This is a genomic window from Microbacterium sufflavum (genome assembly GCF_023101165.1).
GTDB classification, from domain to species: domain Bacteria; phylum Actinomycetota; class Actinomycetes; order Actinomycetales; family Microbacteriaceae; genus Microbacterium; species Microbacterium sufflavum.
The window spans coordinates 1,291,109-1,303,003 of the sequence record NZ_CP078076.1; the positions used below are offsets into that span (position 1 = coordinate 1,291,109).

16 protein-coding genes are annotated in these 11,895 nt (G+C 69.0%); 6 read left to right on the plus strand and 10 right to left on the minus strand.

Annotation, left to right across the window (positions count from 1 at the left end; all coding sequences use genetic code 11):
* Positions 1-11: 11 nt before the first annotated feature.
* Both KV394_RS06425 and KV394_RS06430 read left to right on the plus strand, forming a co-directional pair.
* Positions 12-239 carry a hypothetical protein gene (locus KV394_RS06425; protein ID WP_136034486.1) on the plus strand — a complete coding sequence of 76 codons (228 nt, stop codon included), beginning with the start codon at positions 12-14 and terminating at the stop codon, positions 237-239.
* Positions 236-970, plus strand: a complete 735-nt coding sequence (locus KV394_RS06430) for a 3-keto-5-aminohexanoate cleavage protein (protein WP_247982599.1) — start codon at positions 236-238, stop codon at positions 968-970. The genes KV394_RS06425 and KV394_RS06430 overlap by 4 nt, the downstream gene beginning before the upstream one ends.
* A gap of 177 nt (positions 971-1,147) precedes the next feature.
* Here the strand turns inward: KV394_RS06430 and KV394_RS06435 are convergent, their stop codons facing one another.
* On the minus strand, positions 1,148-1,522 hold the full coding sequence (locus tag KV394_RS06435; RefSeq protein ID WP_247982600.1) for a VOC family protein: 375 nt from the start codon (positions 1,520-1,522) through the stop codon (positions 1,148-1,150).
* A gap of 167 nt (positions 1,523-1,689) precedes the next feature.
* A complete protein-coding gene (locus tag KV394_RS06440; protein ID WP_247982601.1) occupies positions 1,690-2,421 on the minus strand; it encodes a helix-turn-helix transcriptional regulator in 732 nt (243 codons plus the stop codon).
* An 83-nt stretch (positions 2,422-2,504) separates the two neighbouring features.
* Between KV394_RS06440 and KV394_RS06445 the strand changes: the two genes are divergently transcribed.
* The gene (locus KV394_RS06445) at positions 2,505-3,374 is read left to right on the plus strand and encodes an NmrA family NAD(P)-binding protein (protein WP_247982602.1); all 870 of its coding nucleotides are present in this window, start codon (positions 2,505-2,507) and stop codon (positions 3,372-3,374) included.
* Between the two features lie 3 nt (positions 3,375-3,377).
* Here the strand turns inward: KV394_RS06445 and KV394_RS06450 are convergent, their stop codons facing one another.
* Both KV394_RS06450 and KV394_RS06455 read right to left on the minus strand, forming a co-directional pair.
* On the minus strand, positions 3,378-4,067 hold the full coding sequence (locus tag KV394_RS06450; protein WP_247982603.1) for a nucleotidyltransferase domain-containing protein: 690 nt from the start codon (positions 4,065-4,067) through the stop codon (positions 3,378-3,380).
* A 133-nt stretch (positions 4,068-4,200) separates the two neighbouring features.
* On the minus strand, positions 4,201-5,202 hold the full coding sequence (locus KV394_RS06455; protein WP_136045469.1) for an SDR family NAD(P)-dependent oxidoreductase: 1,002 nt from the start codon (positions 5,200-5,202) through the stop codon (positions 4,201-4,203).
* Positions 5,203-5,277: 75 nt separating this feature from the next.
* Between KV394_RS06455 and KV394_RS06460 the strand changes: the two genes are divergently transcribed.
* Together KV394_RS06460 and KV394_RS06465 are read left to right on the plus strand one after the other, a co-directional pair.
* Positions 5,278-5,850 carry a TetR/AcrR family transcriptional regulator gene (locus KV394_RS06460; protein WP_247982604.1) on the plus strand — a complete coding sequence of 191 codons (573 nt, stop codon included), beginning with the start codon at positions 5,278-5,280 and terminating at the stop codon, positions 5,848-5,850.
* A 168-nt stretch (positions 5,851-6,018) separates the two neighbouring features.
* Positions 6,019-6,414, plus strand: a complete 396-nt coding sequence (locus KV394_RS06465; RefSeq protein ID WP_247982605.1) for a hypothetical protein — start codon at positions 6,019-6,021, stop codon at positions 6,412-6,414.
* 38 nt (positions 6,415-6,452) lie between these two features.
* Here KV394_RS06465 and KV394_RS06470 read toward each other — a convergent pair whose 3' ends face one another.
* The 3 genes from KV394_RS06470 to KV394_RS06480 form a co-directional block, all read right to left on the minus strand.
* Positions 6,453-6,650, minus strand: coding sequence for a hypothetical protein (locus tag KV394_RS06470; protein ID WP_247982606.1), 198 nt, complete (start codon positions 6,648-6,650; stop codon positions 6,453-6,455).
* Positions 6,647-8,098, minus strand: coding sequence for an APC family permease (locus tag KV394_RS06475; RefSeq protein WP_247982848.1), 1,452 nt, complete (start codon positions 8,096-8,098; stop codon positions 6,647-6,649). The genes KV394_RS06470 and KV394_RS06475 overlap by 4 nt, the downstream gene beginning before the upstream one ends.
* A gap of 216 nt (positions 8,099-8,314) precedes the next feature.
* A complete protein-coding gene (locus KV394_RS06480) occupies positions 8,315-8,830 on the minus strand; it encodes a DUF4188 domain-containing protein (protein WP_247982607.1) in 516 nt (171 codons plus the stop codon).
* A gap of 71 nt (positions 8,831-8,901) precedes the next feature.
* Here KV394_RS06480 and KV394_RS06485 point away from each other — a divergent pair, with 71 nt between their 5' ends.
* Complete coding sequence (locus tag KV394_RS06485) at positions 8,902-9,507, plus strand: MerR family transcriptional regulator (protein ID WP_247982608.1); 606 nt, start codon at positions 8,902-8,904, stop codon at positions 9,505-9,507.
* Here the strand turns inward: KV394_RS06485 and KV394_RS06490 are convergent.
* The 3 genes from KV394_RS06490 to KV394_RS06500 form a co-directional block, all read right to left on the minus strand.
* Positions 9,504-9,623 (minus strand): DNA/RNA helicase domain-containing protein, encoded by a 120-nt coding sequence (locus KV394_RS06490; protein ID WP_323131767.1) that lies wholly within the window; start codon positions 9,621-9,623, stop codon positions 9,504-9,506. The two genes, KV394_RS06485 and KV394_RS06490, sit on opposite strands and share 4 nt — an antisense overlap.
* A gap of 152 nt (positions 9,624-9,775) precedes the next feature.
* Positions 9,776-10,807, minus strand: a complete 1,032-nt coding sequence (locus KV394_RS06495) for a DUF4238 domain-containing protein (protein WP_247982609.1) — start codon at positions 10,805-10,807, stop codon at positions 9,776-9,778.
* 173 nt (positions 10,808-10,980) lie between these two features.
* On the minus strand, positions 10,981-11,862 hold the full coding sequence (locus KV394_RS06500; RefSeq protein WP_247982610.1) for a restriction endonuclease: 882 nt from the start codon (positions 11,860-11,862) through the stop codon (positions 10,981-10,983).
* Positions 11,863-11,895 lie beyond the last annotated feature (33 nt).

The window sequence follows — 11,895 nt, forward strand, 5'->3', positions numbered from 1 at the left end:
AAGGCAGGGGCATGGCCGCAGGTGACATCGAGACCTTCTCGCGCAACGGGATCTGGTTCAACCGCATCCAGGGCGAGTCGCACACGCTCGGGAGCAGCTTCGAGTCGATGGACGAGGCGGTGAAGGTCGGTCGCGGGGCGGCGGTCGCGCGACAGGTGCAGCACTTCGTGCGCACCGAGGAAGGGCCGTCCGAGGATGTCGCTCCGAACGAGGCGCACCCGCGCGACCTGATGTGGTGAACGCGCCGATGCTGCTGCAGGTGTGCGCGAACGGCGCGCGCGAGGTGGCGTCGCATCCCTGGCTGAGCGCCGACGAGACGGTGGTCGCGCAAGACGCCGCGGCGGCGCTCGAGGCCGGTGCGGCGGAGGTGCACGTGCACCCGAAGGATGCGTCGGGCCGCGATTCGCTCGACTCGCGGGACGTGGAGCGGTGGCTCGGGGCCGTCCGCGCGGCATGCCCCGGGGTGCCCGTGGGCGTGACCACCGGCGCGTGGGCGGAGCCCGACGTGTCGCGACGGCTCGCCGCGATCGAGTCGTGGACCGAGCTGCCCGACTACGCCTCGGTGAACTGGCACGAGGCGGGGGCCGATGAGGTGGCCGCCCTGCTGCGGCGTCGCGGGATCGGCGTGGAGGCGGGGATCTGGGACGCGGCGGGCCTGGAGGTGTGGCGGCACTCGCCGGTGCGCGGGGACTGTGTGCGGGTGCTCGTCGAGTTACCCGACGAGGCGGCCGAGGTGGTGCGTGCGCACGCGGAGGGCCTGGTCGCGCACGTGGCCAAGGAGGAGCCCGACCTGCCGATCCTGCTGCACGGGGAGGAGCGGTCGGCCTGGGCCGCGCTCGACCTCGCCGTGGAGCTCGGGCTCGACACGCGGATCGGCCTGGAGGACGTGCTGCTGCTTCCCGACGGCACCGATGCCCCCGGCAACGCCGCCCTCGTCCGGGCGGCTCGCGCCCGCGGCGCCGGGGTGTGACCCCGCGCCCGGTGGCGGTTCAGGGTCGAAACCGCTCCTCCCCGGGCGGCTTCCGGTGCGTTTCCCACCCCGCACGGGGGCGACCGCGGCTCGGTTGGCGTGCGGGGTCGGAATCGCTCCTCTCCGGGCGGCTTCCGGTGTGTTTTCCACCCCGCACGGCCCGCGCCCGGTGGCGGCTCAGGCCGCCCAGCCGCGCCAGTCCGGACGGTCGACGATGCAGAAGCGGTTGCCCTCGGGGTCTTCCATGATGATGTAGTCCGCGTCGTCGGGTCGGCCGTCCCAGTGCACCTCGCGCGCCCCGAGCCCGGCCAGTCGCCGGACCTCGGCGGCCTGGTCTTCGGCGTAGATGTCGAGGTGGATGCGCGGCGGCAGCACACGCTCGGAGTGGTGGGCGTCGAGCGCGATGCACGGCGTCTCGGCATCGCGCGGTTTCAGCACGAGCCAGTCGTCCTCGGCGGGGTCGCGCTCCACATAGTCGAGGGCGGCTTTCCAGAACGCGGCTTGGGCCGGGAGGTCGTTCACGCGGATCACGATCGACACGATCTTCAGCATGCCCGGGAGTGTACGGGCGGCTCGGGAGGGGGGACAGGGCCTTGCGGACCGATGCGGGTGCGCTCCGCGGACCCGGGCGGCGTGCGCGTCTGCGCACGAGACTCCGCCGTCTCACCCCGTAGCCCGCACCCCGCACCCGCAGCCCGCGCACCGCGGCTCACCACATCTCACATCACTCCTGCGGATCCCGCCACCGTCGCGTCTGTCCGCCCGAAGTCGCTCGTGAGCCACGCCTCCACCGACGCGAAGGGGAAGTCGCGCGGGGTGTGCGTGCCCGGAAGGATCCGCGCGTGCCGCATCCGGTCGAGGCGGAACAGCCGCCAGTCGTCGCGATCGAGGTCGAATGCCACGACGTACCACCGCGACGTCCGCCGCACGTGGCGGTGCGGCTCGATGGTCCGCGCGGAGGCGGTGCCGTGCTGGTCGGTGTAGTCGAAGGTGAGGCGCGAGCCCTGGGCGACCGCGTCGGCGAGGCTGCCGACGAGTGCCCAGTCCACGGCGGCCGTCTCCGGCTGGAGGATCTGCGTCGACAGGGCGGTGGCGGCGGCTCGGCGGCGCAGCGCGGGCGGCAGGGTCTGTTCGAGTTTGGCGCGGGCGACCGCGGGCGCGGGGTCGGCGGGGTCCCCGGTCTCGAGCACGAGCAGAGCCGTGATGATCGTGGTGACCTCGTCCGCGTCGAGCAGCAGCGGAGGGATGCGGGTGCCGGGGCGCAGGCGGTAGGCGGCGCCGGGTCCGGGTCGGGAGTGCACGTCGTAGCCGAGGTCGCGGAGGCGTTGCGCATCGCGGCGGACGGTCCGGGCACTCACCTCCAGGCGTGCGGCGAGCTCGGGCACGCTCCACTCGCCGCCGGTCTGCAGGAGGGACAGGAGACGGAGCGTGCGGTTCGACGGAGTGTCCACGCCTCCATGATCCCGCGAGATACGGCCAGGATCAGGCCGTATCTCGTTCTAACGTGGGCGGACATCGAACGAGAGGATCCCTCATGCGCATCGCTGTCACGACCCCGAACGGCCATGTCGGCCGTCACCTGACGCGGATGCTGGTGCGCGCTGGCGTCCGTCCGCTCCTGCTCACGCGCACCCCCGACCGCATCGCGGCGGAGCTACGGCCGCACGTCGAGATCGCCCGCGCCGACTCGCAGAACGCGGAGGAGGTGAGCGCCGCGACCCGGGGCGTGGACGCCCTGTACTGGGTGGATCCGTCGGTGATGTCGGAGGATCCGCTCGCCGAATACGCGCGGGCGACGGACGCCCTGGTGGGCGCGGTCGCACGGAACGGCATCGGGCGGGTGGTGTTCCAGAGCAGCGTCGGTGCCGAGAAGCGTCACGGCGCGGGCGAGATCGATGGGCTCGCCGCGACCGAGGTGGCGCTCGACGCTCTGGGCATCGCTGTGACCCATCTGCGCTGCGGCTACTTCTTCAGCAACCTGCTGCTCGACGCGGAGTCGCTGCGGGCCGGGCGGCTGTCGACGGTGCTGCCGCTCGATTCGACGATGCCGTGGGTGGCGCCGCGCGACATCGCCGAGGTCGCCGCGCTCACCCTGCTCAACCGCGAGTGGAGCGGCTGGCGGGTGCAGGCGGTGCACGGGCCGGAGGATCTGAGCTGGGCGCAGGTCGCCGGCATCCTCACGCACGAGCTCGGCCGCGAGGTCACGGTGGAGCGCATCGCCGACGACGACCTGCGTCAGGGCCTGAAGGCTGCGGGCATGCCGGAGGCGATGGCGGAGGCCGTGTTGGGCATGTCCACCGGGCTGCGCGACGACTTCACCCCGGAGCAACCGCGCTCGCTCGTGACCACGACCCCCACGACCCTGCGGTCCTGGGTGCGGGACGAGCTTGTGGGCGTGGTGTAGCCGTCAGCGGACGAAGCCGTCCTGCACGCGGCCGCCGGCACGGGCGAGCTCCTCGTCCGCGTGAGCCGCGAACGCGGTGAGGTCGCCGTGGAGCAGGGGTGCGGCGAGGCGTTCGGCGCGCACCGGGTCCAGGTCGCGGAGCCGCCGCGGGAGGTACTTGCCCGTTCCGATCCAGTGCCGTTCGGCGAGCAGCACGAGCTCCGCGACCCGGGAGAACAGCGTCCAGGCGATGACGTTCCGCTCCAGCTCGTCGGTGGCGTCGCGCAGATCGTCGAGCAGGTCGGTGATCATGTAGCGCCGCAGCGCGAGCTCATGCTCGTCCACGGTCGGGCCGTCCGCGAGTCGCGCGCCCCACTCCTCGCGGAGGGCGGTGAGGGCCTGGCCGCCGCGCACCTCTTCGCCTTCGACGAGCATGTGGACGATGACGGGCCGGTGCTGATCGATCCCGCCGCGCGCCCATTCCCGGTAGCCGTCGTGCGTGTACGCGAACACCTCGAAGATCTCTCCCTCGAAGCGGTAGGTCGCGGCCAGGCTCGTCCCGCCGTTCGGAAACAGCGCGTCGCCGATCACGAGGAGGTCGATGTCGCTGGAGGCTGTCCGGTCGCCGCGGGCCGTGCTGCCGCCGATCACCGCGATCTCCGCCGCCGGGAACTCCCGATCGATGAAGCGCTCACACAGGTCGAGGTACGTCATCCGGGCATCGTAACGACAGTGCACCTCGACCCGCGGTACTGCCGCTCTCACCCGCCGCATCAGACCCGCGCCCGCACGCGAGTAACGCCCCCGCCGTTCGGGTCGGCGGGGGCGTCGGTCTCACGCAGTCGCGTTACTGGACGGACCAGCCGCCGTCCGAGGCGAGGATGGCGCCGTTGATGTTCACGGCGTCGTCCGACAGCAGGAACGTGATCGACGCGGCCAGGTGCTCGGCGGTCGCGACGGTGGGGATGGCCTGCTGGAACGGGGCGAGGCGGCCGGAACCGTACTCCGACATGTGCGGGGGCATCGGGATGCCGGTGGCGACACCGCCGGGGGCGACGGAGTTCACGCGGATGCCCTTCGGCCCGTACATGAAGGCTGCCGACTTGGTGACGCCGATGATGCCGTGCTTGCTGGCCGTGTAGGCGTTGCCCGAGGCGTTGCCGCGCAGTCCGGCCTCGCTCGACACGTTGAGGATCGCGCCGTGTCCGGCCTTCTCCATCACGGGGATGACCGCGCGCATGAGCTTGAACGGGGCGGTGAGGTTGATCGCGATGACGCGGTCCCAGACGGCGTCGGGGGTCTCGCCCGCGGGGGAGAAGTCGTCGTTGATGCCGGCGACGTTGGCGAGGCCGTCGATGCGGTCGCCCGCGGCGGCGAGCACCGCGTCGATGGCCTCCTGCTTCGTGAGGTCGCCCGCGACCGTGACGATGTCGGCCTCCGGGAGCTCGGCCGTGAGGGCGTCGAGCTTCTCGGCGGCGATGTCGCTCGCGATCACGCGGCCGCCCTCGCGGGCGATGCGGGAGGCGGTGGCCTTGCCGATGCCGGAGGCGGCGCCCGTGACGATCACGGTCTTGCCGGCGAAGCGGCCGGCGGTGACCTTCTCGGTCCACCCCTCGGAGGCGTCGTCTTCGGGGATCTCGCCGTTGTTGGCGGCGCGCACCAGGTCGTCGACGACCGACTGCGGCAGCTGGCCCTGGCTCATGGCGACGAGCTGCTGAAGGGGCAGGCCGAGCACGGGGGTGAGGAGCTCGGGGTCGGCGCCCGTCTGCTCGAAGAGTCCACGGATGAGCGGGCCGCCGGTCGGGTCGTTCATCCAGTCGCCGATGGTGGAGTGTGCGGTGAGGGCCATGCTCTTTCTCCTTGCTCGGGTTTCGCAACGGTGCGTCTACTTATGTTCCAGTGTACGCCTCTGTACGCTCGATGGGTGCCCCGTCCTCGCAGCGAGAAAGCCCGCCAGTCCGTGCTGGACGCGATGCGTCGCGCGCTCGCCGAGGACGGCTACGAGGCCGTGACGATCGAGGGTCTGGCGGAGGCGGCCGGGGTGTCGAAGCAGACCATCTACCGATGGTGGAAGACGAAGGCCGCGATCCTCGGCGAGGCGCTGCTCGAGGGCACCCTGCCCGGGTCGGATGTGGCGGTACCGATGACCGACGACCTCGACGCGGATCTGCGGGCCTGGTTCACGGCGGTGTCCGCGGGGCTCGCCCGGCCGCAGGGGGTGGCGCTCGCGCGGGCGCTGATCGAGGTCACCGCGGCCGATCCGGAGCTCGGGCTGGTGTTGAACGAGAAGCTCGCGGCGCCGATCCGCGAGTGGGTCGGCGACCGCATCGCGCGCGGTCGTGCGGCCGGTGACGTGCGGGCAGACGTGGACGCCGCCGCGATCGCGGATCAGTTCATCGCGATGGCCTCGTACGCCGCGCTGATCGGTCAGCCCCTGAGCGCCGAGCGCGTGGAGGAGACGGTGCTCCTGCTCCTCCGCGGGATTGCCCAGGGCTGAGCCTCCACCACCGATATACAACGGCTGGAGGGCGTGCACTTTTCTGGACTCCGCATCGGCCCCTGTGCCAGCGTTCATGACGAATCGATCGCGGGGGCTGTGCGGGGATGGGTCGCGTCGGATTTCGCGAGCACGTCTTTCGCCGCGGTCGGGGGAAGGGAGACAGCAATGCGCATCAAGGAGCCCTCGGGGCAGGTCGGATATGTCCTCGTCGTCGTGATCGGAATGCCGCTTGTCCTTGTCCCTCTGAGCGCCGTGAGCTTCGAGCTCGGCGTCATCTGGGCCGTCGTGGCGCTCGTTTCCGCGGCGATCGTGTCGGCGCGAACGTTTCGCGGGCCGGCAGAGTCGGACGCCAGGAGGCCGTGGTGGAGGATGACGTACGCCCGCCGCATGAGCATCGCGCTTGCTCTGTTCTTCTTCGCGCAGGGGGCGTGCGCGTCGATCGCTGCGGGGCAGTTCCCGAATCCGCCACTCGTCTTCGTGGGAGGTGTCGTGCTGGTTCTCGTGGCGGGGTTGTACGTGAACTCGGCGATCAGGATGGGATCCGCGTCCGGGACGGAATAGCGGCCGCGGTTCGGAGACGAACGAGTGATCGCTTCTGGCTAGCCGCGTCTGCGGAGCACCTTTCCCACCACAGCCAACGCGACTCCGAGAAGTATCAGAGCAGCGAGCCAGAGGACCCACGCGACGTCGTGGAACAGCGGGAGGGTCGCGACCGTCGGAAGCGCCGTGCCGAGCAGCACCAGCGTGACGACCGTTCCCCGCTCCCGGGCGGTTCCGCGGGTCGGGCTCCCGCTCACGACTTCTTCTCCGCGCGGTGCCGGGGGCTGTCGGGGTTCATGAGGGAGTGGCGGCGGCCGTAGAGGAAGTAGATGATCAGGCCGATCACGAGCCAGACGGCGAAGCGCAGCCAGGTCTCCCAGTGCAGCTGGGAGATCAGGAACAGGGAGAAGCTAACGCCGATGATCGGGACCACCGGCATGAAGGGCAGGCGGAACGTGCGCGGGGCGTCGGGCTTCGTGTAGCGGAACACGATCACCGCGACGCACACCACGACGAACGCGGCGAGGATGCCGATGTTCGTCAGGTCGGCGACCGCGCGGATGGGGAAGACGCCGGCGAAGAAGGCGGAGGCGATGCCGGCGATCCAGGTGACGCGCTGCGGCACGCCCCGGCGGTCGACCTTGCTGAACCAGCCGGGGAGGAGTCCGTCGCGGCTCATCGAGAACCAGACGCGGGTCGCGCCGAGGAGGAAAGTGAGCATGACGGTGAGGATCGACAGCACCGCGAACACGGAGATGATGGCGGCCACGACGGGCAGGCCCACTCCCGTGAACGCGGAGGCGAAGCCGGCCTTGGGGTCGATCTCGGTGTAGTTCTGCATGCCGGTGAGCACGAGGGTCGCGGCGACGTACAGCAGCATCGCGATGATGAGCGACAGGATGATCGCCTTCGGCATGTGCTTGCGGCCGTCCTTGGCCTCTTCGGCGGCGGTGCTCATGGCGTCGTAGCCGAAGACGGCGAAGAACACGGTGGCGGCGCCGGTGAAGACGGGGCCGAAGCCGCTGGGCATGAAGGGGTCGTAGTTCTCGGTGTTGATGTAGAAGATGCCGAGGCCGACGATGCCGAGGATCAGGGCGATCTTGATGGCGACGGCGACGAGCTCGAAGCGTCCGAATGTCTGGGTGCCGCGGCTCAGGAGGAACGTCACGAGCAGGCAGATGACGATGGCGGGCACGTTGATGGCGCCGCCCGGCACGTCGGCGGTCTCGGTGACGGAGAGCGGCAGGTGGATGCCGAAGCCGGAGAGGAACGCGTCGAGGTAGCCGGAGATGCCGATGGCGACCACCGCGACGATGGCCACGTATTCGAGCAGGAGGTCCCAGCCGATGAACCAGCCGACGACTTCGCCGAGCGCGACGTACCCGTAACTGTAGGCGGAGCCGGCGCGGGGGATCATGCCGGCGAACTCGGCGTACGACAGGGCGGCGGCTGCGGAGGCGAGCCCGGCGATGAGGAACGAGATGAGCACGGCCGGTCCCACACCCGGGTTGGCGGCGTCGCCGTGTGCGACGAGTCCGGCGAGCGAGAAGATCCCGACGCCGATGATGCCGCCGACGCCGATTGCCGTGAGCTGCCACAGGCCGAGGGATTTGTGCAGGCCGCTGCGTGCGGCCTCCTCCGTCATGTCGCTGACGGGCTTGCGCCGCCAGACCGAGTGGGACGGGGTCTTCGAGGTGCCGGGCATCATCGCCTTCCGGTCGGGCTCGCGCAGGGTGGTGCGCGAGGTCCTTTCCGCGCGCGGGTGCACGCGCGGGGTCGTCCGCGGCCGGGGGCGGCGCCGGGTGGAGCACCTGTCTGCCGAGGGGACCAGTGGCACGCTACCCCGAACGGCGCCGGCGCGGTGATATGCAGGGAAGGATGTGGTCAGAAGTCACCATCGGCGACCTGGAAGCTGGCCAGATCACGGGGCATGTGGTGAGGCTAGCGGCTTCGTCGCCTCCGTCCGTCCGTCGGTGAAGCGCGCCTGGGCGCGGTCGAGTCGGCGGGGCACTTCGACGTGCTGCGTGGCGGCGGCGAGTCCCATGCGCTTGGTGGAGACGTAGACGCTCTCGGCGGTGTCGACGAGGAACGTCTCGTGCCAAACCCCGACCGCGCCGGGCGCCTTGCGGGCGGCACGGTTGAAGGCGGTCCAGGCGGGGCGGTGCTCCTGGTTCGGATTCGAGGCGTAGGCGTAGAGCTTCTCGACCGACGACCAGAACTGCACGACGTAGGGGCCGCCCGAGCCGAGGAGAAGCTGGTAGCCGAGCAGCCCGGAGTCGGGGTCCGTGCTCAGCTCGCGGAGCATCCGGGGCATCGCGACGAACGCGGGCAGCCACAGGTCGGGCCGCCACCAGCGGTTGATCTGCATGCCGATGTGGAACACGACGAGCTCGCCGTCGTAGTGGTGGGTCATGCGGCCCGTGACGACCTGGGACATGGTGTCTCCTTCGATTGGATAGCGTCACTATCCATACTGGATAGCGCTACTATCGATGTCAAGGGGTGGCCATGAGGATTTCCGAACTGTCGGCGCAGACCGGCGTGACCGTGCCGACGATCAAGTACTACCTGCGAGAGGGGCTGCTCCCCGAGGGCGAGCGGACGTCGCCGACCCAGGCCGCGTACGGCGAGAAGCACGTGGAGCGGCTGCGGGTGATCAGGGCGCTGCTCGACGCCGGCGTGAGCATCGCCGAGACGCGTCGGGTGCTGGGGGCGCTGGACGATCCGCCTGCCAGTCCGAACGCTCTGCTCGGGACCGCCCACGCCGCGATCACGCCGCCCGTCGAGGATTCGTTGGACCTGGCGGACACGGAGGCGTTGGTCGCCGGGCTCGGGTGGACGCCGGGGGCGTGTGACCCGGCCGTGCTGCACGCAGTGGCTCGGGCGCTCGACGGGTTGGAGCGCGCCGGCTTCGTGGTGCCGAAGCCCGTGATGCGCGAGTACCTTCGGTCGGCGCGACGCATCGCGGACGCCGAGATCGCAGGGGTGCCGGAAGGGTCCGCAGAGGCGGCGGTGCGGTACGTGGTGTTGGGTTCGGTGCTGGTGGAGCCGTTGCTGCTCGCGTTGAGGCGCGTGGCGCAGCAGGTGAGTTCGGGGGAGCGGTTTGGGGGCTAGCGCCTGAGCGTCGCGGCTACACGCTCTCGCAGCGCCGGATCGCACACGTAGACGTACGTTCCGCGCATCCCGCGTGTCAACAGCACACCATAGATGTTCCGGATGAACGTCAGCAGATCATCGTCTCCGAAGGGGTTGGGTCAGGTTTTCTCACCTTGGGCGTTGCGACACGTCTTAGAGAAGAGCGACCAAGGTTCCGGCCGCCGTACACCTCGAGAATGGACAGGGGCACCGTTATTTGAGCCGGTGCAGAGAAGTCCGACGAGTGTCACGGCTCGTCGTTGGTCTCCTCTCGCGGCACACGCGGGAAATTGTGCGGTTCGCCTGTGAACTCCTTTGACACCCCTCGCAACGACATCGTCACCGGTGACGGCCCGCGCAGACCGGACGGGACGAACCGGGCATCGTCGGGATGGTGGAAGAGGCGCATGCTGGCGCTAGCAGCGGTGTGCTCATTGAAGAGCTTCTCCATGGCAGTCGTACCGGTCTGCATGAAGTCGAAGCGTCCCGCGCGAGTGTCTTCCACTGGGACGCCGTTGTCCATGAGATACGTGGGGTCGTTCATCAGCAGCCCCAGCTTCCGGGTGAGCGGGAAAGTGATGCCCCATGCCGTGAGTACGCCAACGCCCATCCAGTACTCGTCATCGTCGTCCCGACGGACGAGGCCGACGGGAACGTCCGAGAGGATGAGGGACCGCTTGTCGAAGGACATCAACGTCCAGGGGCGGCCAGACATGTACTTGTGCAGAGAGTCTGCCAGTTCGAGAGTCCGCTCGATATGCGCGGCCTGCGAGATTCGGATAGGCGGACCGTCAGGCTGCGCCGCGTCGTCCCACAACATCGCAGCCGTCGCATCGTCCACGTCGAGACCGAGGTTCTTCTCGGCCCAGCCTTTCATACCAGCGCGACCACCGTAGCCGATTTCCATGCGGGTGACCTGGCGAGCCAGATTCTCCATGTTGCGCTTCTGCTCAGGGCCACGAGCCATCTGGAGTGATACGTAGTAGGCGAGCTTGCCGCGATCATCTTCGCCCAGAGGCCACGTACCGGAGCCGATGTCCGCGAAGATACTCGCCACGTCGCCCTCCAACTGAGAGAGCGCCTTCTCGAAGATGTCAGCACCGTCCTGATGACCGGGTAACGAGTACAGGTGGTTCTCGGCAGCGGCCTTGCGAACAGGCTGGCGGTATGAGCGGTCGCCGGGCAGCTCGACAGTGGTGATGGTCTCACCGTCGGCGAATCCTCGCAGGTGAAACTGCGGCACGTAGTGATGTCGCTTCGCGGCAGGCGTCGTCCCCATGACCCGACGATATCGCCACGCATCTCTTGGATTTTGCAGTGACTGGCGATGCGGTGGTGAAGCGAGAAACCCATTGTCGGAGCCCATCCCTTGTTCGCATCTTTCGCAAAAGTGATTCTCGTAGCGACGGGTCTATCGGGAAATCTCGGCTCGCACGAGGTGGAAGTCGGCGGTCAATTGAAGTAGTCCTCGTCGACCTCAACGGCGCTGAAGTGCTTCTCCTCCTGAACGCCGACGCGATACGCGATCATGAGCTCTACGAGTCGGGAGCCGTCGATCAGGATGATCCGCGACGGCACCTTGTTCGCGTACTCGATTGCGCCGCTGGTGAACGCGCTGGTCGTGAGGAACACCCCGCGAGATGCCCCGAAGCCGTGCAGGGCTCCGACGAACGCCTGGATCGCCTCGCGTCCGACGTTGTTGCCTTCTTTGTAGCGCTTGGCTTGAATGTAGACCTGATCAATGCCGAGCGCGTCTTGGTCGATGAGGCCGTCGACGCCCTCATCATTGGTTCCGCCGATGCGCTTGCCCCGTTGGGCCGCACCACCGTATCCCATCCTCAGCAGCAGATCGACGACTGCTTGCTCGAAGAAGTCGGGATGGCTGTCGCGCAACCGGTCGAGAAGCTCGTCGCCGACGCGGGCCTCGATACGAGCGATCGCGTCTTCGATCACCTCCACCGGGTCGGAGACTCCGTCTGCTTGTGGTGATGGGCTCGCTTCCGCAGAGTCGGCCTTTGTCTTCTCGGGCCAGAACGGTGCGAACACAACCTTGGCCAGGCCGTAGTCGAATCCGTCGGGGTACCGTGCCAGAGCCGCGCGACCGGCTTCAGTGATCAGGTACCGTCCGCGTTCGGGTCGATCAACCCACCCTGCCTTGCTGAGGTTGCTCAGCGCCCATCCCATGCGCTGCTCGAAGCGGGTACCCCCGGACTTCAGAGTCTCGGCGCGCGCCTCGTCTCCGACGTTCGCGTAATCGGCGACGGCATCGAAGACCTCGCGACGATGGCGGCTCTGCCCATCCGAGAGAATCTGCAGCGTAGGGACGACGAGCATCGGCCAAATGGGAACGAGTGATTCTTCTGACAT